The sequence below is a fragment of the Spongiibacter taiwanensis genome (assembly GCF_023702635.1).
GTDB lineage: Bacteria > Pseudomonadota > Gammaproteobacteria > Pseudomonadales > Spongiibacteraceae > Spongiibacter > Spongiibacter taiwanensis.
On the sequence record NZ_CP098455.1, the window covers coordinates 434078 to 459096 of the forward strand.

Here is a 25019-nt window from a genome sequence, read left to right on the forward strand (position 1 = left end):
TTTCGACTGATGTCAGGTCTTACCTGTTCGTTCTTACCTAGGAAGCAGCCGTAAAGGATCAACCGGTTTTCCGTTAATACGAACTTCAAAGTGGAGCTTTGCCGAGTCTGTGCCACTGTCTCCCAACTCTGCAATGACGGCCCCTGCTTTTACCTGCTGTCCCTCCTTTACCAACAGCTTTCGATTATGCCCATATGCGCTGAGTTCTTGCTCAGAGTGTTTCAAGATTAGAAGATTGCCGTAACCCACTAATCCACTACCCGAGTAAACAACAACCCCACTGCGCGCTGCATGTACAGGCTCCCCTATTTTTCCACCGATATCAATACCTTTATGCGCTTGGCCAGTCGCAACAAACGCCCTGACCACAGGCCCCTTCACTGGCCATCGCCAACCACCACTGGATGGTGCAGAAACCACGGCTTTTGCAGGGCGCTTGGGCGAGCTAGCCACCGGTGGGGAGGATGGAGTTGAGGGCGGCGGAGCTGCCGCTCTGACTGGTGTGTTACGGGGCGCCGCAGCCGGCGGCGAAACACTGGTAGAACGCTCCCGCAAGGCGAGACGCTGTCCGGGATAGATCGTATAGGGAGGACCAATTTGATTGGCAGCGGCGAGACCCTTCACGTCAAAGCCATAACGCCAGGCAATCGAAAACAGGGTATCGCCGCGACTGACAATGTAATACTCCGGCGCCCGCTCCGACGGCGAATAGCGATCTTCGATGGGTGCCGAGCCGCCACTGGCACATCCATGCATCAGCAAGAGCACCACTGACAGCAATAGTATGTGCAAGCGCGGCATCATCAGCGGCGACATCCCCCGGCCGGGCAAGCCAGGCGATCATCGGGCTTCATCCTTGTCATCCCAGTATTATCCAAACTATCTGCCACGCATTAAAAAGACTGATGAATCCGCGAATCCCTAAATCGTGCTACCGCGGTACGAAACAAATTGAAGACCTCACTCACCAACGGCCGACTGCTTGTGCCCGGCAAGTCGCTCAATCGCCAGCACCAGAATAACACCAAAGGCCGCCAGAAACCCGGTGAGCAGCAAATGGGCATCAGCCACTTCCGCGTAATGCCAGGGCCACGAATTGGCCAGTTCCAGACCGCTGCCCAGCCCGCCAGCTTGGCCCACGCTGTCAAGCTTCCAAGGCCAGATAATAGAGAGCGAACCTATCAGCAGGCCGGACAAGAATGACAGCAAGGCGCCATGGTAGTGATGCAGTAGCCAGGACAACAGCCGAACGAATAGCATCAACCCGGTTGCGCAACCCGCCCCAAACAGAGCAATCGCCAACAAATCCATCGATTTTATGGCATCGATAACGGGCCCATACATACCGATCAACAGCAGAATAAAACTGCCTGAAATCCCCGGCAGAATCATGGCGCAGATGGCTACCGCACCGGCCAGGAACAGGCTGAGCGGAGTGACGGCAATACTGGCTGGTCGCACTTCCCCGATTCCGATTGCCACCCCTGCCCCAAGAATCAATAAGACCAAAGTGACGACGGTGCGCTCGGGAATTTGCCGATAAATCAGGATCGCGGAGGCCAACACCAACCCGAAGAAAAAACCAGCCAGCGGTACAGGGTGGTGCTCCAGCGCGTAAGAAATAGCCTTGGCCAACGACAGCGCGGCAATCAGCACCCCCGTCACCAGACTCAACAGAAAGCCGCCGTTCACATGACGCCATAAGGCGCCAATACCCTGTTGCCGTAACACACGAACTGCCTGCAGGTTGAAGGAGGTCAGGCTTTCTATCAGCTCATCATAAATGCCAGTAATGAAGGCGATGGTTCCCCCGGAAACACCCGGCACAATATCTGCCGCGCCCATTGCCATACCCCGTAGAAAAATTGCGGGCTTAAATCCTTTCACTAACTCCAATTCCTTCTAGGCAGAGAAATGTCTTCGGGTTACCGGCCTGTGCCAGCAAGCCTCCGATTGGGGGAGAACACAGGCACAAAAAAGCTTACGCGACGACGCCACCGAGCAAGGGGACAAAGGTCACAGGTTCGATTTGCTGCTCGACCACACCGTTCTCGGTTTTGTCATAGACAACTAAAAACTGCTGACCGTTCTGTTTGCCGATGGGAATCACCAGGCGGCCGCCGATGTCGAGCTGATCGAGTAGATCCTGGGGCACCACTTCAGGGGCTGCGGCGGAGAGAATTGCGTCGAAGGGGCCCCGTTGCGGCCAGCCCATTCCGCCATCGGCGTGACGCAAATGTACGTTGTGCAGACGCAGGTGGCGCAGCCTTTCCCGAGCCTTCTCCTGCAATGGACGAATGCGCTCTACGCTGAACACCCGCTCGACCAATTGGGCCAGAATCGCCGTTTGGTAACCTGAGCCAGTGCCCACCTCCAAGACCCGGGATTTGGGTCCCGAAGCGAGCAGCAACTCGGTCATCCGCGCAACAATGTAGGGTTGAGAAAGGGTCTGCTGGAAGCCGATTGGCAGGGAGCTATCTTCATAGGCGCGGTGAGCCAGCGCCTCGTCCAGAAAAATATGCCGCGGCGTGGCGCGCATCACCTTTAATACCGCGTCGTCCTCAATGCCCCTTTCCCGCAAGCGCTGAATCAGCCGGTCCCGGGTTCGCTGGGAAGTCATCCCTATGCCTTGCAGGTTCAGAGTGGTCACCCTTTATTCTCTTAGTATGTCACCAATTCTCGCACAAGCGCTGTCGCGAAACAGCCCCGGGGCAGCGCAAATTCTAACCGCAGACACTTAGCATCAAGCCACTCCCAAGACAGCTCCTTAGGCAAGACCCGCAGCGCACGCCGCTCCATCTTGAGACCGTGCTTTGCCAAACCCGCACACAACACCGGCTCCGCATTGCATTGCTGTTGTTCAAGGGCCGCTACCTCACCGGCAACGCTGATTTTTGCCGGGGCACCAAAGAGCGGGCCGGTGGGATGCAGATCGCCGCTGGCCACGCGGGCAACAATTTCATCGCTCAACGGCTCAGAAAAAACACTGCCGCTATCGCGCAAAGCAAGAACCTCGCCATCCAGAGCTTTATCCCACGTCCCGCTGAAAACACGTTGCGCCAGAACCTGATTGAATAACCAGGAGCGAGCCGAGGAAAGGTAGAGGCCTTTTTCGAAGCGGGCCGGCTGGCCGCCCTGTTCAAACCACTGACGACAGGCCGCAATGTTGCCGCCATCAATGCCAAAACGCTGTTCGCCAAAATAGTTGGGAAATCCGGCGGTCAATGCTGACAAACGCTCGTTGAGTAACGGACGATCACCCACCACCTCATTAAGAATCAGTACAAAGCGGTTTCCGCGATGACTGCCCCGGCGCAATTTTTGCCGGTGGCGCACACCCTTCACCACCCGCCAATTGTCGCCCAGCAGGGTACTCCAGTTGAGCGCCGCTTTGCCGGGACGGTGCAGGCAATACCATTGGCGAGTCAGTGCATGACGATCTTTCAGCCCGGAGTAACCCACTGCGCGAGCCGGTAAGCCAAGCTGTTTTGCCAGCGCTCTGGCAACAAATTCTGTACTGTCGCCAGACTTCTCTACCAGCAGCCAATCAAATTCGCCATCGCCACTGGGAAGAAATTCAAACAGCTCTTCCACCTGAAAATCGGTGTTGGCCTGACGCAAAACGGCCTGAGCTGCAGGGCCTCCCCAGGCCCGGGGCCAATCAGGCAGCATGTTTGGGCAACACCCCTTGCATCAATACAACGGCGTCCACAGCAATCCCCTCTTCCCTACCAACAAAACCCAGTTTTTCGGTGGTAGTGGCTTTCACACTGATCTGGCCAATATCAACGCCCGCCAGACTGGCAATGCGTTGCCGCATTGCGTCAATGTGGGGCGCCAGTTTGGGCCGTTGGGCCGCGATAGTGAGATCTGCATTAACCAGTTGGTAGCCCTGCTGTGCCGCCAGGACAATGCAATGTGCCAATAAGTCACCGCTATCAGCACCCGCGTAACGCGGATCGGTATCGGGAAAATGTTTGCCAATATCACCCAGCGCCAGCGCGCCGAGAATGGCATCACAGAGGGCATGCAGCGCGACATCGCCATCGGAATGCGCAATCAGCCCCCGGTCATGGGGAACAACCACGCCGGCCAATACAAGGGGCTTATCACTGCCAAAGCGGTGCACGTCGTAGCCGTGCCCTATACGTAGTGTCATCGGCTCGCACGCTCTCGCAAATAAAAATCCGCCAGGGCCAAATCGTCCGGATAGGTCACCTTGATGTTACAGGGGTTGCCACTTACCAACAGTGGCCGGCGACCCAGATGCTCCATCGCCGAGGCCTCGTCGGTGACGGGCAGGTGCCGCATTTGACACTGTTCCAGGGCCACCCGCAACAAACCATAGCGGAACATTTGGGGGGTCAAGGCTCGCCATAAACCACTGCGATCCACAGTCTCGGCAATTTCATCCGTCTCGGGGTCACAGCGTTTCAAGGTATCCACCACCGGCGATGCCAATATCGCGCCCACCTTGTGTTGGCGTCCTTTCTCGAGAAGTTTCTTGAGGTCCACCTGAGGCAGGCAGGGCCGAGCAGCATCGTGGACCAGCACCCAGTCTGCGGGTTGGGCAATGCCGTCCATCGCCTGCAGGGCATTTAACACCGAGTCCATGCGCTCCGCGCCGCCGATCACTTGTTCCACCCGCGGATTGTAGGCCACCTCCATCAGCGCAAAATGGTCGTCCTCTTCACTGACGGCAACAAATATCTTTTCAATCGTTGGCTCGCTGAGAAGACACTCAAGGCTGTGCTCAATCATTGCCTTGCCAGCTAGCGGCAGGTACTGCTTACTGCGACTGGCGAGCATTCTGCGCCCCGCCCCCGCCGCAGGCATCACTGCCCAGATCTTTTCGTTTCCCCGCACGGCTTTGTCCTATTGCCCTTCAATGATCAAGTAAAAATCCTCACCTTTCTTGATCATGCCCATATCGTTTCGCGCCCGCTCTTCAATGCTGTCGAGGTTATTTTTCAGGCTGTCCACTTCACTGTAAAGGCGTTCATTTCGCCGCTGAAGCTCAGCGTTAACTTGCCGCTGAGATTTTATATCACGTTTCAGACTGGCGATCTGCTCCCAGCTGCCGCTGCCAGTCCACAGGCGAAATTGCAGAAAAACAAAAATCACTACCAGTAGTATCAGCAATCTGCGCCGGGTCATTTTACCCCCCGCAAAAAGCAAACCGGGGCGTCTGGATCACCAGCCGCCCCGAAATACCACCCTGTTCGACAAACTGTCGCCATCAAAAGCTCCAGTAATGCGGGGTGCCTAGCACCCCGACTAATTAGGCGCGGAACTCGTCACGACCGCGATAAGGGGCGCCCAACTCCGCTTCAATGCGCAGCAAGCGGTTGTATTTGGCAACCCGGTCTGAGCGGCACAGAGAGCCCGTTTTGATTTGACCAGCAGCGGTTGCCACAGCCAGATCGGCAATGGTGGTGTCTTCGGTTTCACCGCTGCGGTGCGAAATGACCGCCGTGTAGCCAGCGTCCTTCGCCATTTTGATGGCATCGAGCGTCTCGGTCAGCGAGCCGATCTGATTAAATTTGATCAGAATGGAATTGGCGATTTTTTCATCGATACCACGCTTCAGGATTTTGGTGTTGGTCACAAACAGATCGTCACCAACCAACTGCACCCGATCACCGACGCGCTTGGTGAGCGCTGCCCAACCGGCCCAATCACTTTCATCCATGCCATCTTCAATGGAGATGATGGGATACTTCTGGCTCAGCTCGTCCAGGTAGGCAGCAAAGCCCTCGGCATCAAACACCTTGCCTTCACCAGCCAGGTCGTACTTGCCGTCCTTGTAAAACTCGGAAGAGGCACAGTCGAGGGCCAGGGTCACATCCTCACCCAATTTATAACCCGCATTGGCAACGGCCTCCGCGATCACTTCCAGGGCCGCCTCATTAGAAGGCAGGTTTGGTGCAAACCCACCCTCGTCACCCACTGCGGTGTTCAGGCCGCGCGCTACCAGAACCTTTTTCAAGGCGTGGAATATCTCGGCACCCACACGCAATGCGTCAGTGAAGCTTTCTGCGCCCACGGGCTGCACCATAAACTCCTGGATATCGACATTGTTGTCAGCGTGCTCGCCGCCGTTAAGGATATTCATCATCGGCACGGGCATAGAGTATTGACCCTCGGTGCCGTTGATCTGGGCAATACGCTGATACAGTGGAATGCCCTTTTCGATGGCAACGGCCTTCGCCGCCGCGAGGGAAACGGCAAGTATCGCATTGGCGCCCAGGTTACCTTTGTTCTCAGTCCCGTCGGCTTCAATCATGGCCCCATCCAGGGCACGTTGATCCTCGGCATCCATGCCAATCAGCAGGTCGCGAATCGTCGTATTGATATTGGCAACGGCTTTAAGCACACCTTTACCCAGGTACCGGCTTTTATCGCCGTCACGGAGTTCGAGGGCTTCGCGAGAGCCGGTAGACGCACCAGAGGGCGCGCACGCACTGCCCACTGCACCAGATGCCAGGATCACATCGGCTTCGACGGTGGGGTTACCCCGTGAATCCAAAACCTCGAAGGCTTTGATGTCGACGATTTCTGCCATGTTTTAAATCTCCATTTAATCGCTAAATCATTGAATATTCAGTGGGGGCAGACCTTTTACCACATCGTCTACCGCCTTCATCTGGCTCAGGAAGGCCTCCAACGCTGCCAGCGGCAATGCACTGGGGCCATCACATTTGGCCTTATCGGGGTCGGGGTGGGCTTCAAGAAACAACCCGGCGATGCCCACGGCCAAACCCGCGCGGCCGAGTTCTGCCACCTGGTGACGGCGGCCGCCCGAGGCAGCGCCCATCGGATCGCGGCACTGCAGCGCATGGGTGACATCAAAAATAATCGGCGCACCGCCGCTGACTTCCTTCATCCCCCGGAAGCCAAGCATATCGACCACCAGGTTGTCGTAACCGAAATTGCTGCCGCGCTCGCACAACATAATTTTGTCGTTACCACACTCGGCAAACTTCTCGACAATGTTCTTCATTTGCGGAGGGCTGAGGAACTGGGGCTTTTTCACGTTGATGACCGCGCCGGTGGCAGCCATTGCTGCGACCAGATCCGTTTGCCGGGCCAGGAAGGCCGGCAGCTGAATAATGTCACAAACCTCTGCCACCGGGGCGGCCTGCCAGGTTTCGTGAACATCGGTAATAACGGGCACCTTGAAGCGGTCTTTAATCTCTTGGAAGATTTTCAGCCCCGCCTCCATTCCCGGCCCACGAAAGGAATGGATGGATGAGCGGTTAGCCTTGTCGAAAGAGGCCTTGAACACATAGGGAATGCCCAGCTTGGTGCACACGCTCACATAGTGCTCCGCCACTTCCAGGGCCATCTCCCTGGATTCCAGTACATTCATCCCCGCCAGTAAAACAAATGGCTGATCATTGGCAACATCAATGCCGTCTACTGAAATCACTTTATTGAGCATGTTTGCTGTCTCTTAACTTGCACTTGCCGGTAACGTGCCCGGGTCTGGCCAATGGCCACCAGTCGGAGTTCAGGCAGATTGCCCGTGGTCGAGGGCGGCCTGAATAAACCCAGTGAACAGCGGGTGGCCGTCCCGAGGTGTGGAGGTGAACTCCGGGTGGAACTGACAGGCAACAAACCAGGGATGGTCCGCTACTTCCACCACCTCAACCAGCGTGTTATCCGCAGACCAGCCACCAATGTTCAGGCCCGCCGCTTGCAGCCGGTCAATGTAGTGATTATTGACTTCGTAGCGGTGGCGGTGGCGCTCTTTAATAGTGTCGTTGCCGTATACCTGGGCAGCTTTTGAGCCCGGCACCAAATGGCATTCCTGAGCACCGAGACGCATGGTGCCACCGAGATCAGACGCCGCGTTGCGCAGCTCCACGCTGCCATCTTCGGTGATCCACTCGGTGATCAAACCCACCACGGGGTCAGGGCACTTCTCATCGAATTCAGTGCTGTTCGCCTGCTCCAGCCCCAACACATTGCGGGCAAACTCGATAACCGCGACCTGCATCCCCAGGCAAATCCCAAGGTAGGGAATATTATTTTCCCGGGCATACTGCACCGCACTGATCTTGCCTTCCACACCCCGGTTACCGAAGCCGCCGGGCACCAGAATACCGTGAACATCCTTGAGCACATCAAGGCCATCGTTCTCGACGGTTTCGGAGTCGATATACTTCACCTGCACCTTGGTGCGCAGGTGAATGCCCGCATGCTTGAGCGCTTCATTGAGCGACTTATAAGCATCGAGCAATTCCATGTATTTCCCCACCATGGCGATGGTCACGGTCTGCTCCTGGTGCAGATCACCCTCGATCACCTTGTCCCATTCAGACAGGTCGGCGGGCTGACATTCCAGACCAAAACGCTCGACCACCAACTCGTCCAGCCCCTCTGCGGACAACAGGGAGGGAATGCGGTAAATCGAATCAACGTCGCGCAGCGGAATGACCGCCCGCGACTCAACGTTGGTGAACAGGGCAATCTTGTGGCGGCTGCTTTGATCCACTTCGTGATCCGAGCGGCACAGCAGAATATCGGGTTGCAAGCCGATGGACCGCAGCTCTTTCACTGAGTGCTGGGTGGGCTTGGTTTTGGTTTCACCGGCGGTGGCAATGTAGGGCACCAGAGTCAGGTGCATCAGCATCGCGCGCTTGGCCCCCAGCTCAACCTTGAGTTGGCGGGCCGCCTCAAAGAAAGGCAGGCCTTCGATGTCACCCACGGTGCCACCGATTTCCACAATGGCAATGTCGGCATCACCAGCACCAGCGATGACCCGGCGCTTGATTTCATCGGTAATATGGGGAATAACCTGAACGGTCCCACCGAGGTAATCGCCCCGGCGCTCCTTACGCAGCACCGTTTCGTACACCCGGCCAGTGGTGAAATTATTGCGCTTACCCATCTTGGCACGAATAAAACGCTCATAGTGACCGAGATCGAGATCTGTCTCGGCACCGTCTTCAGTGACAAACACCTCACCGTGCTGGAAGGGGCTCATGGTTCCCGGATCCACATTGATATAGGGATCGAGTTTGAGCATGGTGATATTGAGGCCCCGAGCTTCCAAAATTGCGCCCAGAGAAGCAGAAGCGATACCCTTCCCAAGAGAAGAAACAACACCGCCAGTGACGAAAATAAATCGCGCCATGTAGAGCCTTTTACAAAGAATCAAGAAGGTACAGGGCTGGAAAAAGCGGTGCTTCTTTGCCCCAAAGATGGGAGATCAGTTTATCAGCAAGGCCCCGATGAAACAATGAAAATAGCCCTCATCGTCGGCCGCACCTCTGCTATAATGCGCACCCAATTGCCAGAACATTCAAGGTCTTAGTCATATGCAACCCATGCTCAATATTGCCCTGCGCGCCGCCCGCAAGGCCGGTGATCTTATCGCACGCGCCTCCGAGCAACTGGACCGGGTCCAGGTGGAAGAAAAGGGTCAGAACAACTTCGTTACCGAAATTGACCGCAAATCCGAGAAAGAGATCATCTTTCACCTGCAGAAGGCCTACCCCGATCACGCCTTTCTGGGCGAGGAGTCCGGCGAGTCTGGCAACCCTGATAGCGACTACAAATGGGTAATCGACCCCATCGACGGCACCACTAACTTTATTCGCGGCATACCCCACTTCGCCATTTCCATCGCCTGCATCTATCAGGGTCAGATCGAACATGCGGTGATTCTCGACCCGATCCGCCGGGAAGAATTCACCGCCAGCCGTGGCCGCGGCGCTCAGCTCAATGGCCGTCGCGTTCGCGTTGCCATGGGCGCGACCACCCTGGAAGGCGCCCTGATCGGCACCGGCATTCCCTTCAAAGCCCGCAGCGAGCAACATATCCCCGCCTACATGCGCAGCCTTGAAGCGATTGCGGGCGAGACCGCCGGGATTCGCCGGGCGGGCGCAGCCTCCCTGGATCTGGCCTATGTTGCTGCAGGACGGTTGGACGGCTTCTGGGAAATCGGCCTGAGCAAATGGGATATTGCCGCCGGCATTTTGCTGGTGCGCGAAGCCGGCGGCCTGATCAGCGACTTCAAAGGCGGCGGTGATTACTTTGAAACCGGGAATATCGTGGCAGCCAACCCCAAGTGCCTGAAGAGCATTTTGCAGGTCGTACGGCCACACCTGGAGCATATTGGCTAGACGCTGGACGCTGGACGCTGGACGCTGGACGCTGGACGCTGGACGCTGGACGCTGGACGCTGGACGCTGGACGCTGGACGCTGGACGCTGGACGCTGGACGCTGGACGCTGGACGCTGGACGCTGGACGCTGGACGCTGGACGCTGGACGCTGGACGCTGGACGCTGGACGCTGGACGCTGGACGCTGGACGCTGGACGCTGGACGCTGGACGCTGGACGCTGGACGCTGGACGCTGGACGCTGGACGCTGGACGCTGGAAAAGCATGATTTGGCGCCTGCGCATGTCAAGCATTTAGCGCACTTTTTTATTTCAACGCCAATCTCTATTCAGCGTCGCCCTCAAGATGAACTCTTAACCCTGTCGCCCCGGCCCCAGAGCCGGGGCCCAGTTGCTACCACTCGCAAAACTTTTGGATTCCGGCTCGCAAAAAGACGCGTCCGGAATGACGGATACGTGGAATCTTCCGGAGGCGCCGCGTCTGACGTCCGACGTCAGACCCACTCCGCTCTCCGTCGCCCCGGCCTCCGAGCCGGGGCCCAGTGACTCCCGAGCTCAAAGCCACTGGATTCCGGATCGCAAGCAGCGCGTCCGGAATGACGACAACCCAATGGCCTTGTCACCCTTAAGACGAAATCCCACCTCTGTCGCCCCGGCCCCGAGCCGTGGCCCAGCGGCTCCCATGCCCAAAACCCCTAGATTCGGCATCGCAAACAGTCCGCCCAGAACAACGCTGACGCCGAAATCACACCACAACCCCTGCAGAACAAAAAAGGCCAGCTCCTTTCGGAACTGGCCTTTTGTTTATCCTCACCTTTTCTAGCGTCCGGCGCGCGACCCCGGTCACTCAAGGCAAATCGTCAATCTCCGCCCCTTCCTTCTGAATCACAATCAGATCATCCTGACTGATATTCATGGTGAGCAGCAGATTGGCGACAATATAGATCGACGAGTAAGTCCCCACCCCAATACCGATAATCAACGCCAGCGCAAAGCTGTGAATCATATCGCCACCAAAGACCGCCAGCGCCACCAATACCAGCATTGTAGTGCCGGAGGTCGCCAGGGTCCGATCCAGGGTCTCGGTCAGGGAGATATTGACGACATCAAAGGCTTCATGCTTACGCAATTTGCGCAAATTTTCCCGAATCCGGTCAGCTACCACAATGGAGTCATTCAATGAGTAACCAATGACCGCCAGAATCGCCGCTAACACCGTCAGGTCAAAATCCCACCCGACCAGGGCAAAGGCACCAAGGGTGATAATGACGTCGTGAACCAAGGCTGCCACAGCACCCACCGCGAACTTGATCTGAAAGCGCATGGCGATGTAAATCAGCACCACAATCAGTGCCAGCAATACCGCCAGGCCGCCCTGCTCCCGCAGTTTTTCACCTACCTGAGGACCAACAAATTCAATCCGCAGCAACTCGACTTCCGAGGGCGCGTCGGCCCGCAGCGTCGCCAGCACCTCTTCACCCAGCTTAGGGCTCATGCCCTGGGGCAGGCGCACCAACACATCCGTGTCGGAGCCAAAGTTCACGACAATGGCATTTTCGTAGCCGGCGCCCGATAGCGTACTGCGCACTTCTTCCAAGGGCTGAGGCTCTTCATAGAGCACTTCAATCAATGTACCGCCGGTAAAATCCAGGCCGAAATTCAGCCCCTTGGTGGCCAGAATTCCGATGGAGGCCAATACCATGGCGATCGACAGCACCGAAGCCAGGCCCCGGAGCTTCATAAAATTAATAATTTTGCTTTCAGTAGACATTGCTCAACCCCGTCAGATCGCCAGTTTCTTCACACGGCGACCGCCGTAGATCAGGTTAATAATCGCCCGAGTACCCATGATCGCCGTGAACATGGAGGTCAGAATCCCGATAGACAAGGTCACCGCAAAGCCCTTCACCGGCCCTGTACCCACGGCATACAGAATCAGGGCAACCAGCAAGGTGGTGATGTTGGCATCCATGATCGTGACGTAAGCACGACCGTAACCGGCATCAATGGCATGCTGAGGTGCCATGCCGTTGCGCACCTCTTCCCGTATTCGCGAAAAGATCAGCACGTTAGCATCCACCGCCATCCCCACCGTCAGCACGATACCGGCAATACCCGGCAGGGTGAGTGTCGCGCCCAGAATCGACATGGCCGCCACCAGCAGCACAATATTGAAGGCCAGCGCCGCCACCGCGACCACACCAAAGACCCGGTAGTAAACCACCATAAACAGCGCTACCAAGCCCAGGCCGATTTGTACCGAGATAACCCCTTTGGCGATGTTTTCCGCGCCCAGCGAGGGCCCGACCGTACGCTCCTCAACAAAATCGATGGGCGCCGCCAGGGCACCGGCCCGTAGCAACAGGGCCAACTCATTGGCCTCACCGGGCGCGTTCAGCCCGGTAATGCGGAACTGCACACCCAGCGCATCGCGAATGGTCGCCAGACTGATGATTTTCTTCTCGTCGTAGGGAATCTTGATGATCTGCTCTTCACCCGCCTCATTCACTTCGTAGCGAGTGCGGCTCTTACGCTCGATAAACAGCACACCGAGCCGGCGATTGATATTGTGGCGGGTCATCCGGTGCATCAACGTGCCACCTTCGCTGTCCAGGGTGATATTGACCTGGGGCATGCCGTTCTCGTCGAAGCTCGACTGGGCATTGGCGACCCGCTCACCAGTGATCACCACATCGCGCTCCAGCCACGCCGAGGGCTCGCCGAGGCCGGGGTTACGAAACTCAAATTGCTCCCGATCAGACGCCGGCGCATCGTAACGGGCCTCCAGGCGGAATTCCAAGTTGGCTGTCTTGCCCAGAATCCGCTTGGCTTCTGCCGTGTCCTGGATGCCGGGCAGCTCAACCACGATGCGATTGCGGCCCTGCCGTTGTACCAAAGGTTCGGACACGCCCAACTCATTAACCCGGTTGCGCAGGGTGGTGAGGTTTTGGCCAACGGCGTAGTCTTCAATTTCCTTGCGCTTGGTGTCGCTTAGCAAAGCGACCAGATCAAAGTTTTCCGGGTCAGACTGCTCGGCACGCTGAGCGGTGAGATCGGTGTACTCTTTGCGGATAACGGACAACGCCTTGTCCCGCAACGCTTCCGAACGAAACTTGCCCTGGATTTCGCCGTTGTCTGCCAGCGAAACATAACCCCGGATACCCGCTTCCCTCAGCGCCTTCTTAATACCCGTGGTGTACTGGTCCAGGCGATTATCAATGGCCGCATCCGTATCCACTTCCAGCAGAAAATGCACACCACCACTCAAATCCAAGCCCAACTTCATTGCTTGGGCACCGAGGTTGCTCAGCCAGTCTGGGGTGGTAGACGCCTGGTTAAGCGCGACAATGTAGCCGTCGCCGAGGGCGCGCTGAATAATCCGCTGAGCCCGTAACTGGCCATCACTGGCGTAAAGGCGAATCAGCCCGCTCTTGCCATCGCTACTCGCCAATTCGCCAAAGTGCTCAATACCCGCCGCATCCAAGGCACGGGAAGCCCGTTCGATAGTCGGCTGATCGATCTTCATGCCGCTGCTTTGGCCGGAAATCTGCACTGCCGGGTCCGGCGGATACAGGTTGGGCATCGCGTAAAGTAAGCCGAAACCCAGCACTGCCAGTAACAGCAGATTCTTCCAAAGTGGATATTTGTTCAGCATTGTTTCCCCATCTGTAGCTGCTTAGCCCGCAGCCCCTTCATTATGTAATTCGTTATTGCGATTAACCGGCGATCAACCCAAGGCTTTACGGGCGTTGCGGAACAAGCGCAGCCAGCCAGCGTCTTCACCCATCTCTTTCGGCGCCCAGGAATTCTGCACCTTGCGATACACCCTTTCAGGGTGGGGCATCATGATGGTGAAACGGCCATCCTGGCTACTGACCCCGGCAATACCGGCGGGTGAACCATTCGGGTTGGCGGGATAGGTCTCGGTGACAGCGCCGTAATTATCGACATAGCGCAATGCCACCAGGCCGTTTTGCTGCAGCGTTTGCAATTGACCGCCGCTAGCAAATTCGGCGCGCCCCTCACCATGGGCGACCGCCACTGGCAGGCGAGACCCTTCCATTCCAGCCAGTAATATGGAGGGAGATTGCGGAATTTCAACCATTGCCACCCGGGCTTCGAATTGTTCCGAGCGGTTGCGCACGAATCGCGGCCAGTGATCCGTACCAGGAATCAACGGCTTAAGGGTGGACATCATCTGGCAACCGTTACACACACCCAGAGCGAAGCTGTCGCTGCGGCCAAAGAAGGCACTAAAGTCATCCCGGGCACGGTTGTTGAATAAAATCGTCTTCGCCCAGCCCTCGCCAGCACCCAACACGTCGCCATACGAGAAGCCCCCGCAAGCAGCAAAGCCGGCAAAATCCTGCAGACTGACGCGACCACTGAGAATATCGCTCATGTGAACGTCTACTGCGGCAAAGCCCGCCCGGGTGAAGGCTGCCGCCATCTCTAGCTGACCGTTAACCCCCTGCTCCCGCAGAATCGCGACTCTGGGTTTTGCCCCAGTGGCGATAAAGGGAGCAGCCACGTCGTCAGCCGGATCAAAGCTCAGGGCGACGCTCAACCCCGGGTCGTCTTCTTTTAAGCTATCGTACTCCTGCTGGGCGCAGGCCGGATTGTCACGCAGCGATTGCATTCGGTAGCTAAGTTCACTCCAGCGCCGCTGCAGGGTCAGACGCTCACCCTGAAAAACCGACTCGCCAGCCATTGAGACCTGTATCCGGCCGCCACTGATCGGCGCACCAATGACCTTCAGCGCATCGTCGCCCAGCCCCTGGTCACGGAAAAGCTGCTGAACCTCGGCCAGGTCCGCATGGCGAACCTGTAACAGCGCGCCGGCTTCTTCCGCAAACAGCTCTGCCAGTGGCGACTCCGTCGCTGGCAACTCCAGACGCAAACCGCAGTGCCCGGCAAAAGCCATTTCCAGCGCGGCGATCATCATGCCGCCATCGGAGCAGTCGTGATAAGCGAGAATTTTTTCGGCATCCAGCAACTGCTGGACCGCACAGAAAAAGCCCTTCAACAACTCGGGCTTATCCACATCGGGGGCGCAATCGCCCAGCTGGCCACACACTTGCGCCAGACAGCTGCCCCCCAGGCGGCGTTTGCCGGGGCTGACATCAACCCGAAGCAATACCGTCTCACCGCTGTCCATTTGCAATTGCGGGGTGACCGTCTTGCGCACATCGCTGACCGGGCCAAAAGCGGACACGATCAACGACATGGGCGCAGTGACCGATTTGGCCTCGGCACCATCCTGCCATGCCGTGCGCATTGACATACTGTCTTTGCCCACCGGCACAGTGATACCCAAGGCGGGACAGAACTCCAGCCCCACCGCCTTCACCGCGTCGTACAACCGGGCGTCTTCATCGGCGTGTCCTGCCGCACACATCCAGTTGGCAGACAGCTTAATGTCGCTCAACTGCGCAGAACCCGGCGCGGAGCCTGGGCTGGCAATGCGGGCCGCAGCAATATTGGTGATTGACTCTGCCACCGCCATACGGGCCGAGGCGCCAGCATCCAGCAGCGCCAGCGGGGTGCGCTCGCCCATTGCCATCGCCTCGCCGGCATAGCTATCGAGCCCGGAGGTCGTCACCGCACAATCAGCCACCGGCACTTGCCAGGGGCCGACCATCTGATCCCGATGCACCGTGCCGGTAATAGAGCGATCACCGATGGTGATCAAAAAATTCTTGGAGGCAACCGCGGGGAGACATAACAAACGGTCCAACGCCTCGGCGACACTAAGATCGCAACTCAGCGGCTGGGCTTTCTGGGCAATGCGCTTAACCTCTCTGTGCATCTTCGGCGGCTTGCCAAACAGCACTGACATGGGCAGATCAACGGGGTTGTTGCCAAAATGACGATCACCCAAGCGGAGAACCTTCTCCTCCGTGGATTCACCCACCACCGCATAAGGTGCCCGTTCGCGCTCACACATCGCCGCAAAGACCGGTAGATCGGCAGGCGCGATGGCCATGACATAGCGCTCCTGGGACTCGTTACACCAAATCTCCAGTGGCGACATACCTGGCTCGTCATTGGGCACATCGCGCAGCTCAAACTGACCGCCACAGCCACCATCCTTCACCAACTCGGGAAAGGCATTGGAAAGACCGCCAGCACCCACATCGTGAATAAACGCGATGGGGTTTTGCTCACCCATGGCCCAGCAGCGATCGATAACTTCCTGGCAGCGCCGCTCGATTTCGGGGTTCTGACGTTGCACCGAGGCAAAGTCCAGGTCGGCACTAGAGGCACCAGAGCTCATGGACGACGCCGCGCCACCGCCAAGGCCAATCAACATGGCCGGGCCGCCCAGCACCACCAGTTTGTAGCCGGCGGGAAAGGGCGGCTTGTCGATATGTTCGGCTTTGATATTGCCGTAACCACCGGCAATCATGATCGGCTTGTGATAACCGCGCCGCTCTGCACCGGCGCCGGTGTCGATATCTTGCTCGTAGCTGCGGAAGTAACCACACAAATTGGGCCGGCCAAACTCATTGTTAAAGGCTGCGCCCCCGATTGGGCCTTCCAGCATAATTTCCAGCGCCGACACAATGCGCTCGGGTTTGCCGTAGTCCAGCTCCCAGGGCTGAACAAAATCCGGCACCTGAAGGTTGGACACACTAAATCCGGTCAAGCCTGCCTTGGGCTTGGAGCCACGACCCACGGCACCCTCGTCCCGAATCTCGCCACCAGCCCCGGTACCCGCCCCGGAGAACGGCGCAATGGCGGTGGGGTGGTTGTGGGTTTCCACTTTCATCAGAATGTGAATGTTTTCATCGCTAAAGCGATACTCGCCATCGGTCGAGCTCGGGTAGAAACGCAGCGCCTGGGGCCCCTCTATGACGGCAGCGTTGTCAGCATAGGCGCTTAGCACCCCTTCCCCACCCAATTGATAGGTATTTTTAATCATGCCAAACAGGGAGTGAGGCTGGTCCTCGCCATCAATCGTCCAGCTGGCATTAAAAATCTTGTGGCGACAGTGCTCGGAGTTTGCCTGGGCAAACATCATCAACTCCACGTCGCTAGGGTTGCGACCGAGCTGATTGAAACTGTCGGTCAAATAGTCGATTTCGTCGTCGGCCAGCGCCAAGCCAAGATTGGCGTTGGCTTGCACCAGGGCTTCGCGGCCACCGCCGAGCACGTCCACCGCAGTCATCGGCTTCGGGCTCTGCTGAGAAAATAAAACAGCGCCCGCCTCTGGGGTATCCACCACCGCCTCAACCATACGGTCGTGGATCGCCGCCATCACCACCTGCTGTTGTTCGCTGGTTAAGGGAGCAGCAACCTTAAGTTGATACAGTATGCCGCGCTCCAGGCGCTGCACCTTTTCTAGGCCGCAGTTATGCGCAATATCGGTGGCTTTACTGGACCAGGGAGAAATTGTGCCCGGCCGCGGGATAACGAAAAACGGCAACCCCTCAAAATCATCGGCCTCGCCGGTCGGGCCGTAACGAAGCAATTTTTCCAGTACCTCGGCCTCGTCACTATCGAGCGCCACCCGAGTCTGGGCGAGGTGGACAAACCGGGCGCTGACCGCCTCCAGATCGGGAATGGCCTGGCGCAGTTGCCCCAACAGTTTGGCTATGCGGAAATCAGAAAGCGCGGGGGCACCGGGTAGGATCAACATGCGGGGCGACAACCTCGATCGACGGAATTGAAGCCGGCCATTGTATAGGAAATAGCGCCAAATTTTTATCCGAAATACGTTTTATGGCTCTGCCCCGACGCGGCCGATACAATGGGCCCTCCTTTATTGGAAGATTGCATTTAGCTGTGTTTCCGCTACTTAAAAAATTCGCGCTTTTCTCGATTCCGGTGCTGATCGTCGCACTGGTATTCAGCAATTGGGGAGACACCACCGACAGCCTTCAACACGTCAAGGACCAAGGGGTACTGAGAGTAATCACGCGCAACTCCGCCACCACGTATTACGAAAGTCAGGGCAATCCCGCCGGCTTTGAATACCAGCTCGCCAAAGGCTTTGCCGATCACCTTGGCGTGGAGCTGGAGATGATCCCAGTGGTGGGCCTGGAAGATATTTTTATCCAGCTCGAAGAAGGCAATGCCGATATGGCAGCGGCCGGCCTGACAATCACCAAAGAGCGCCACAACCGACTGATGTTTGGCCCCACCTATATCAGCATCAAGCAATTGTTCATCTATAACCGAGCCCTTGGCCAACGGGCCAACGAAGTGGAAGACCTCATCGGCAAACGCATTCGGGTGATGGCCAACAGCGCTCACGCTGAATTGCTACGAACCCTGCAAGTCAGCCACCCCGCACTGGAATGGAAGGAAAGTCGCGACCTGGAGACCATCGACCTGCTGGAGCAGCTGGTCAACGGCGAAATTGACTTCACACTGATCGATTCCAACGACTTTTACGCAAACCGGGCGTTCTACCCCGACTTCCGCATTGCCTTCAGCGCAGGCAAGCCCGTTCCGCTGGCCTGGGCCATGGTCCGCCAACCGGCCAACGAGCCCCTGCGAAAAGAAATGGAGGTTTATTTTGAGCACCTGCGCGACAGCGGCAAATTGGCCCGCCTGATTGATCGTCACTTCACCTTCAGTGAGCGGCAGTCCTTTGTCAGCACCCATACCTTCCTGCAACGCATGGAGCAGCGCCTGCCGGAGGTCAAAGGGATGATTGAGCAGGTCGCAATTGAATACGATATGGACTGGCGCCTGCTCGCCGCCATCAGTTACCAAGAATCACATTGGGAGGCCGAAGCCACCTCGCCTACCGGCGTGCGCGGAATGATGATGCTAACCCAGGCCACCGCAGACGAACTGGGTGTGGATAATCGACTGGACCCCATGCAAAGCCTGCGCGGCGGTGCGCGCTACTACCGCAAACTGCTCAGCCGATTACCCGCGGGAATCGAGCAACCCGATCGGGGCTGGTTTGCCCTGGCCGCCTACAACATCGGCCTGGGTCACCTAGAGGATGCCAGGGTGCTCACCCAACGGGCTGGACAAGACCCCAACCTGTGGAAAGATGTACGCACCCACCTTCCCCTACTGCGCCAGGCCAAATGGTACAAAACCACGAAGTATGGCTTCGCCCGGGGCGATGAACCGGTTCGCTACGTGGAAAATATCCGCCACTATTATTCTCTGCTGACCTGGGACGAGCTCAACCGGTATCGCGTGCCGCCACCGAGGATTGTGGCAGACTACCTTCCCGATGCGATCAATCGCGGCTTCTATGCCCTGTAATCCACCCTGCAACGCCCCATCACCGACGGCAGTCGCAAACATCGACGAAAAACCCTCAGACCATTCGAGTGACTAGCGGTAGACCCGCAATCGAAATCAATACTCCGATGGCTGGGCGAAGGTGATGTTGGCGATCTTGTCCAGATTGAGCCAGATTTTCTCAGACCAGCGCTCAACACGACCAATCCCATCCCGACAATATTCCAACTGCTGCTTGACCACCTCTTCCAGCCGAAAAATCCCTTTTTGGGTTCCGCCCACATGAAACGCCAGACTGTCGTCGGGAAAACGGCGACTGGTAAAATTGGGTTGACTCAATTGGAATTCGATTTGATGCCGGTTGTCGTTGGCCAACCGCTTCATCAAGTCTTCGACCTTTTCGTCGGGGCCTTCAAAATAATGGAGGAACACCCCGTTGTCCCAAAAGAAAAGATAGCTTGTAACACCGGCAACCGAATTCTTGGTGCGCGCCTGTCTGGCCAGTGTTTTCAAATCCACATCACTCAGTGGCTGGGTCGCATTACTGAAGTAAACGAAGGCTTTCACAGCTTCCCCTAAGGAATTTCGACTTTTCCGGCATTGCCCGTTCTCTCCATAGGACAACACCTTTCCCGACAACGGCTAACCTCGCCCTGTCACCAACTCCCCCCAGGACAGCACCCCACCGCCCTTTTTGCATTCTACCCATCCCGAAAAGGCCGAAAACTCCGTAAAACCCACAAACATCGCCCATCATCCGTGGCTTATCGTTCATAAGTCAGATTGCACTCAATCGCTATTGGCCTGGGCCTTCGCCCTTTTCTTCTCTTCCCGGCGACGACTAAAAAAACCCTGCATCACCGCGCTCGCCTGGTCGGCAAGCACGCCGCCTTGCCATTGCACTCGGTGATTCATCTGCGGCTGATCAAATAACTGTAAATGACTACACACGGCACCGGCTTTTGGTTCGGTAGCGGCAAACACCACCCGCGCCACCCGGGCATGAACAATCGCGCCGCTGCACATCGCGCAGGGCTCTATCGTGACATAGAGCGTGCTGTCCGTCAGGCGATAATTGCCGATACGCCCAGACGCGGCCCGCAGTGCCACCAGCTCTGCATGGGCAGTGGGATCCGCGGTGGAAATGGGCTGATTGAAGCCCTCGCCCAAGAGCTCACCTTCCCCGGACACCACCACAGCGCCGACGGGTACCTCCCCCTTTAGGCCCCCTTGCTCTGCCAACCGCAATGCTCGCGCCATCCAGACTTCGTCGATATTCCTTTCCAGAGCACACCTCTGCACCGCTCGTGATTTGGCACTACATTAGCAGAGATTCCTGAGAGCGCGCAGCCCAAATGCAGGCATATCAACGGCTCAGCGTTTTGCGCCGAGCGGCAAATTGCGATTCAGCGGGAAGTGCCAGCGCAAGCCAGGAATGAGATAGTCAGGCTGCTTTAACTATATTTGTTGAAAACAAATAAGCTTAAATATTAAATACAGCGTTGATCACCAGAAACAATCTAGGCGTGGAAAGCAACTTTTATGCATAAATGGGAAGGAATCGAGGCCTTTGTGAGCGTCGCGCAACATCAAAGTTTCTCGAAAGCCGCTCAAGAGCTCGGTGTATCCCGCTCTCATATCAGCAAGCAGATTGCCCAGCTGGAGAGCAGACTGGACGCGCAGCTCTTGCTGCGCACGACCCGCAGCGTCTCCCTCACCGAAGTCGGTCAGGCCTTTTTCCTTCGCTGTCAGGACATACTCAACACTCTGGATGAAGCCGAGCAGGCAGTCATTGATCTTCAGGAGCGCCCCAGAGGCAACCTGCGACTGTCCGTGGCCGGCGCATTTGGAGAGGATTTTATTGCCCCCGCTGCTGCCGCTTTTATGGCAGAGAATCCGGGGCTGGCGGTAGAACTGGACTTTAGTAACCGGGTCGTCGACCTGATTACCGAAGGCTATGACCTGGCCATTCGCGCAGGCACGCTCAAGGATTCATCGCTTATCGCCAGGCGGATTTGCAATCGACGGCTGGTGACCTGCGCCTCCCCCAAATACCTCAAGCGCTATGGCACACCAGAGAGCGTCAGCGCACTGGTGAATCATAACTGCCTGGTCGGCACCCTGAGCACCTGGCGTTTCAAGGAAGGCAGCCGCCACTTCGACCTGAAAGTCAGTGGCGACTGGCACAGCAACAATGGCCGCGCACTGGTTCACGCGGCAATCGCCGATTTGGGAATTGTGCAATTACCAGATTTTTACGCCAGCGTGGCGATTGAATCGGGCCAGCTGGTGCCGATTTTAGAGCAGTTTCTGCCCACCGACACCGGGGTCTGGGCCGTCTATCCCCACAACCGCCACCTATCGGCAAAAGTGCGCTTATTTGTTAGTTTTCTGGCGGAGCGTTTTGGCAGCTGAGCCGGCTGACAATCCCGAATACCACCAGAATCTGCCGAAGAGGAGCGCCTGTTACTTGTGTGGACAAAGCGAAGGCGCCCGCTTCAGTCACCGCCAGAACTTATTCCCACTCTATTGTCGCTGGCGGCTTGCTGGACACATCGTAGGTGACCCGGGAAACATGGGTAATTTCGTTAATGATGCGATTGGACACGGTCTCGAGTAACTCGTAGGGCAAATGCGCCCAACGGGCGGTCATGAAGTCGATGGTCTCCACTGCGCGCAGCGCAATCACGTATTCGTAACGGCGGGCATCCCCCACCACACCAACGGATTTCACCGGCAGAAACACCGCAAAGGCCTGGCTGGTTTTGTGATACCAGTCTGCCTTGTGCAATTCTTCGATAAAAATGGCGTCGGCTTCGCGCAGGATATCGGCGTATTCCTTTTTCACTTCGCCAAGAATACGCACACCCAGCCCCGGCCCCGGGAAGGGGTGGCGATAGACCATGTCGTAGGGCAAGCCCAACTCCAAACCGATCTTTCTCACCTCGTCTTTAAACAGTTCCCGCAACGGCTCAACCAGCTCCATTGCCATATCTTCCGGCAGACCACCGACATTGTGGTGAGACTTGATCACATGGGCCTTGCCAGTTTTGGCCGCGGCAGATTCGATGACGTCGGGATAGATGGTGCCCTGGGCCAGGAAGTTAACGTCCTTCAGCTTGGCCGCCTCGGCATCAAACACGTCGATAAACGTGTTGCCGATAATTTTGCGCTTTTTCTCTGGGTCGGCCTCGCCGGTCAATTTGCCCAGAAACAAATCCTCTGCATCGGCGCGAATCACTTTGACACCCATGTTTTTGGCAAACATGTCCATCACCTGATCGCCTTCACCCTTGCGCAGCAGGCCGTTGTCAACAAACACACAAGTCAGCTGATCGCCGATGGCCCGATGCAGCAATGCCGCCACCACCGAGCTGTCGACACCGCCGGACAGACCGAGCAGCACTTTCTGGCCACCCACCTGAGCACGCACCCTTTCGATGGCATCGTTAGCAATGTTTTCCGGCGTCCACAGCGCTTCACAGCCACACAGTTTGTGAACGAAATGCTCGAAAATACGCTTGCCCTGCAGGGTGTGCGTCACCTCGGGATGAAACTGCACACCGTAAAAGCGCTTGGCTTCACACTGCATGGCGGCAATCGGGCAGGATGGCGTTGACGCCAGCACCTCAAAACCCTCCGGCAGCTGAACCACCTTGTCACCGTGGCTCATCCATACGTCCAGCAGGCCAGCACCTGTAGCATGGTCGACGTGATCCTTGATATCCCGGGTCAGCTCACTTTCAGCTTCCAGGCGAATCTGGGCGTAACCAAATTCGTGTACGGGCGAGCCCTCGACTTTGCCGCCGTTCTGCTCGGCCATCGTCTGCATGCCGTAGCAGATCCCCAACACCGGAATACCCATTGAAAAAACCCGCTCCGGTGCCCGGGGCGAGCCTGGCTGGGTAACTGACTCTGGTCCACCGGCAAGCACAATGCCCGAGGGCTTGAATTCGTCGATGTCGGCATCGCTCAGATCAAAGGCGCGAATTTCGCAATACACGCCAATTTCCCGAATGCGGCGGGCAATCAGCTGGGTGTATTGAGAACCAAAATCGAGGATGAGAATGCGGTGGGCATGAATATCAGGGCTGGACACAGGGCTCTCTCTTGCTAAAAAAGTAACCGGCACAAAGGCGCCGGTTAGGGATCAGACTCGCAGTTTCTGGACAGGGCCCTCAGGCTCAGGTCGGGTAGTTTGGCGCTTCCTTGGTGATCGCCACGTCGTGCACATGGCTCTCGTTCATACCGGCCGCCGTTACCCGCACAAACTGGGGTTTGCTGCGCATGGTGTCGATATCGATACTGCCGGTGTAACCCATGGCGCTGCGCAGGCCGCCCATCAATTGATGAACGATGGCAGCCAGCGGGCCTTTGTAGGGCACCCGGCCCTCAATGCCCTCGGGGACGAGTTTCTCGGCGCCATCTTCTGCGCTCTGGAAGTAGCGGTCGCTGGAGCCCTGCGTCTTGGTCATCGCGCCCAGGCTGCCCATGCCACGATAAGATTTATAGGTCCGCCCCTGGAACAATTCGACCTCACCGGGCGCCTCTTCAGTGCCGGCAAACATCGATCCCATCATGACTGCATGGGCCCCGGCCGCCATCGCCTTGGCCAGATCGCCGCTAAAGCGAATGCCGCCGTCGGCGATCAGCGGCAAGCCGCTGTCCTTCAGTGCCGCCGCGACATTGGCAATGGCACTAATCTGCGGCACACCAATCCCGGTAACGATACGAGTGGTACAGATCGAGCCCGGGCCGATACCCACTTTCACTGCATCTGCACCCGCCTCAAGCAAGGCCAGTGCGGCCTCGCCTGTGGCGATATTGCCACCAATCACATCGACCTGGGGGTAGTGTTTTTTGATCCAGGCCACTCGCTTGAGCACATTCATGGAGTGGCCGTGGGCGGTGTCGACCACCAGCACGTCAACACCCGCCTCAACCAATGCGGCAACACGGTCATCGGTGTCGGCACTGGTGCCCACCGATGCCCCAACCCGCAATTGACCAGAGCTGTCTTTACAGGCCAGCGGGTAGGTCTGGGCGTTATTCATGTCCTTAACGGTGATCATCCCCACCAGCTCGAACTTGTCGTTCACCACCAGCAGCTTTTCGATCCGGTGTTTGTGCAGCAGCTCACGGGCGACTGACATGTCGTCGCCTTCGTTGACGGTAACGAGCTTGTCCTTGGGGGTCATGATGCTGGAAACGGGGACATCCAGGGCTTCCTGGAAACGCACGTCCCGACTGGTAACAATGCCGACCAGGTCGCCGTTGTCCATCACCGGAACACCGGAAATTTTGTGACGCTTGCGCAGCTCAAACAGCTCGCGAACCGGGGCGCTGGCCTCAATCGTAATGGGGTCTTTTACCACACCGCTCTCATGCTTTTTCACCGCCCGCACTTCTTGGGCCTGTTGGGCGATGGTCATGCTCTTATGGATGATGCCAATGCCGCCCTCTTGCGCCAGGGCAATGGCCAGACCGCTTTCGGTCACGGTGTCCATGGCGGCGGAAAGCAGGGGGATATTCAGCGAGATATTGCGCGTCAGTTGGGTCTTGAGGCTAACGTCTTTGGCAGTGACTTCGGAGTAGCCGGGAAGCAGCAGCACGTCGTCAAAGGTCAGTGCTTCCTGAGAGATGCGTAACATAGATGATTCCAATGCCTGTGGC

General features: G+C 57.3%; 21 protein-coding genes. 4 read left to right on the plus strand and 17 right to left on the minus strand.

The annotated features are described in order from the left end of the window. Positions 1 to 33 precede the first annotated feature (33 nt). The 10 genes from NCG89_RS02180 to pyrG form a co-directional block, all read right to left on the minus strand. On the minus strand, positions 34 to 816 hold the full coding sequence (locus NCG89_RS02180) for a peptidoglycan DD-metalloendopeptidase family protein (protein ID WP_251088135.1): 783 nt from the start codon (positions 814 to 816) through the stop codon (positions 34 to 36). Positions 817 to 960: 144 nt separating this feature from the next. Then, entirely contained in the window at positions 961 to 1887 is a 927-nt protein-coding gene (locus tag NCG89_RS02185) for a DUF368 domain-containing protein (RefSeq protein WP_251088136.1), read from the minus strand. A gap of 94 nt (positions 1888 to 1981) precedes the next feature. Then, complete coding sequence (locus tag NCG89_RS02190) at positions 1982 to 2650, minus strand: protein-L-isoaspartate(D-aspartate) O-methyltransferase (RefSeq protein WP_251088137.1); 669 nt, start codon at positions 2648 to 2650, stop codon at positions 1982 to 1984. An 11-nt stretch (positions 2651 to 2661) separates the two neighbouring features. Continuing rightward, positions 2662 to 3672: a tRNA pseudouridine(13) synthase TruD gene (gene truD / locus NCG89_RS02195; RefSeq protein WP_251088138.1), complete on the minus strand. Its 1011-nt coding sequence runs from the start codon at positions 3670 to 3672 to the stop codon at positions 2662 to 2664. Further along, positions 3662 to 4159 carry a 2-C-methyl-D-erythritol 2,4-cyclodiphosphate synthase gene (gene ispF, locus NCG89_RS02200; protein WP_251088139.1) on the minus strand — a complete coding sequence of 166 codons (498 nt, stop codon included), beginning with the start codon at positions 4157 to 4159 and terminating at the stop codon, positions 3662 to 3664. Before ispF ends, truD begins: the two co-directional genes overlap by 11 nt. After that, positions 4156 to 4866 carry a 2-C-methyl-D-erythritol 4-phosphate cytidylyltransferase gene (gene ispD, locus NCG89_RS02205; protein ID WP_251088140.1) on the minus strand — a complete coding sequence of 237 codons (711 nt, stop codon included), beginning with the start codon at positions 4864 to 4866 and terminating at the stop codon, positions 4156 to 4158. Before ispD ends, ispF begins: the two co-directional genes overlap by 4 nt. A 9-nt stretch (positions 4867 to 4875) precedes the next feature. Beyond that, complete coding sequence (gene ftsB, locus NCG89_RS02210) at positions 4876 to 5157, minus strand: cell division protein FtsB (RefSeq protein WP_251088141.1); 282 nt, start codon at positions 5155 to 5157, stop codon at positions 4876 to 4878. Positions 5158 to 5281: 124 nt separating this feature from the next. Then, positions 5282 to 6565 (minus strand): phosphopyruvate hydratase, encoded by a 1284-nt coding sequence (eno, locus tag NCG89_RS02215; protein ID WP_251088142.1) that lies wholly within the window; start codon positions 6563 to 6565, stop codon positions 5282 to 5284. Between the two features lie 27 nt (positions 6566 to 6592). Continuing rightward, positions 6593 to 7444, minus strand: coding sequence for a 3-deoxy-8-phosphooctulonate synthase (kdsA, locus tag NCG89_RS02220; protein WP_251088143.1), 852 nt, complete (start codon positions 7442 to 7444; stop codon positions 6593 to 6595). A 69-nt stretch (positions 7445 to 7513) separates the two neighbouring features. Continuing rightward, positions 7514 to 9142 (minus strand): CTP synthase, encoded by a 1629-nt coding sequence (gene pyrG, locus NCG89_RS02225; protein ID WP_251088144.1) that lies wholly within the window; start codon positions 9140 to 9142, stop codon positions 7514 to 7516. 184 nt (positions 9143 to 9326) lie between these two features. Here pyrG and NCG89_RS02230 point away from each other — a divergent pair, with 184 nt between their 5' ends. Both NCG89_RS02230 and NCG89_RS02235 read left to right on the plus strand, forming a co-directional pair. Further along, complete coding sequence (locus tag NCG89_RS02230) at positions 9327 to 10133, plus strand: inositol monophosphatase family protein (protein ID WP_251088145.1); 807 nt, start codon at positions 9327 to 9329, stop codon at positions 10131 to 10133. Next, complete coding sequence (locus NCG89_RS02235) at positions 10126 to 10431, plus strand: hypothetical protein (RefSeq protein ID WP_251088146.1); 306 nt, start codon at positions 10126 to 10128, stop codon at positions 10429 to 10431. The genes NCG89_RS02230 and NCG89_RS02235 overlap by 8 nt, the downstream gene beginning before the upstream one ends. 549 nt (positions 10432 to 10980) lie before the next feature. On the opposite strand, the gene secF is transcribed toward NCG89_RS02235, so the two are convergent. The 3 genes from secF to purL form a co-directional block, all read right to left on the minus strand. Beyond that, complete coding sequence (secF, locus tag NCG89_RS02240) at positions 10981 to 11904, minus strand: protein translocase subunit SecF (RefSeq protein ID WP_251088147.1); 924 nt, start codon at positions 11902 to 11904, stop codon at positions 10981 to 10983. A 12-nt stretch (positions 11905 to 11916) separates the two neighbouring features. After that, positions 11917 to 13788 (minus strand): protein translocase subunit SecD, encoded by a 1872-nt coding sequence (secD, locus tag NCG89_RS02245; RefSeq protein WP_251088148.1) that lies wholly within the window; start codon positions 13786 to 13788, stop codon positions 11917 to 11919. A gap of 72 nt (positions 13789 to 13860) precedes the next feature. After that, positions 13861 to 17775, minus strand: coding sequence for a phosphoribosylformylglycinamidine synthase (gene purL / locus NCG89_RS02250; RefSeq protein ID WP_251088149.1), 3915 nt, complete (start codon positions 17773 to 17775; stop codon positions 13861 to 13863). Positions 17776 to 17921: 146 nt separating this feature from the next. Here purL and mltF point away from each other — a divergent pair, with 146 nt between their 5' ends. Continuing rightward, positions 17922 to 19367, plus strand: coding sequence for a membrane-bound lytic murein transglycosylase MltF (gene mltF, locus NCG89_RS02255; protein ID WP_251088150.1), 1446 nt, complete (start codon positions 17922 to 17924; stop codon positions 19365 to 19367). Positions 19368 to 19463: 96 nt separating this feature from the next. Here the strand turns inward: mltF and NCG89_RS02260 are convergent, their stop codons facing one another. Both NCG89_RS02260 and tadA read right to left on the minus strand, forming a co-directional pair. Then, a complete protein-coding gene (locus NCG89_RS02260; RefSeq protein ID WP_251088151.1) occupies positions 19464 to 19913 on the minus strand; it encodes a BLUF domain-containing protein in 450 nt (149 codons plus the stop codon). Positions 19914 to 20135: 222 nt separating this feature from the next. Next, positions 20136 to 20606 (minus strand): tRNA adenosine(34) deaminase TadA, encoded by a 471-nt coding sequence (gene tadA / locus NCG89_RS02265; RefSeq protein WP_251088152.1) that lies wholly within the window; start codon positions 20604 to 20606, stop codon positions 20136 to 20138. Positions 20607 to 20888: 282 nt separating this feature from the next. Here tadA and NCG89_RS02270 point away from each other — a divergent pair, with 282 nt between their 5' ends. Further along, positions 20889 to 21761 carry a LysR family transcriptional regulator gene (locus NCG89_RS02270; protein ID WP_251088153.1) on the plus strand — a complete coding sequence of 291 codons (873 nt, stop codon included), beginning with the start codon at positions 20889 to 20891 and terminating at the stop codon, positions 21759 to 21761. 100 nt (positions 21762 to 21861) lie between these two features. Here NCG89_RS02270 and guaA read toward each other — a convergent pair whose 3' ends face one another. Both guaA and guaB read right to left on the minus strand, forming a co-directional pair. Further along, positions 21862 to 23445 carry a glutamine-hydrolyzing GMP synthase gene (gene guaA, locus NCG89_RS02275; RefSeq protein WP_251088154.1) on the minus strand — a complete coding sequence of 528 codons (1584 nt, stop codon included), beginning with the start codon at positions 23443 to 23445 and terminating at the stop codon, positions 21862 to 21864. Between the two features lie 85 nt (positions 23446 to 23530). Next, the gene (gene guaB / locus NCG89_RS02280; protein WP_251088155.1) at positions 23531 to 24997 is read right to left on the minus strand and encodes an IMP dehydrogenase; all 1467 of its coding nucleotides are present in this window, start codon (positions 24995 to 24997) and stop codon (positions 23531 to 23533) included. Positions 24998 to 25019 lie beyond the last annotated feature (22 nt).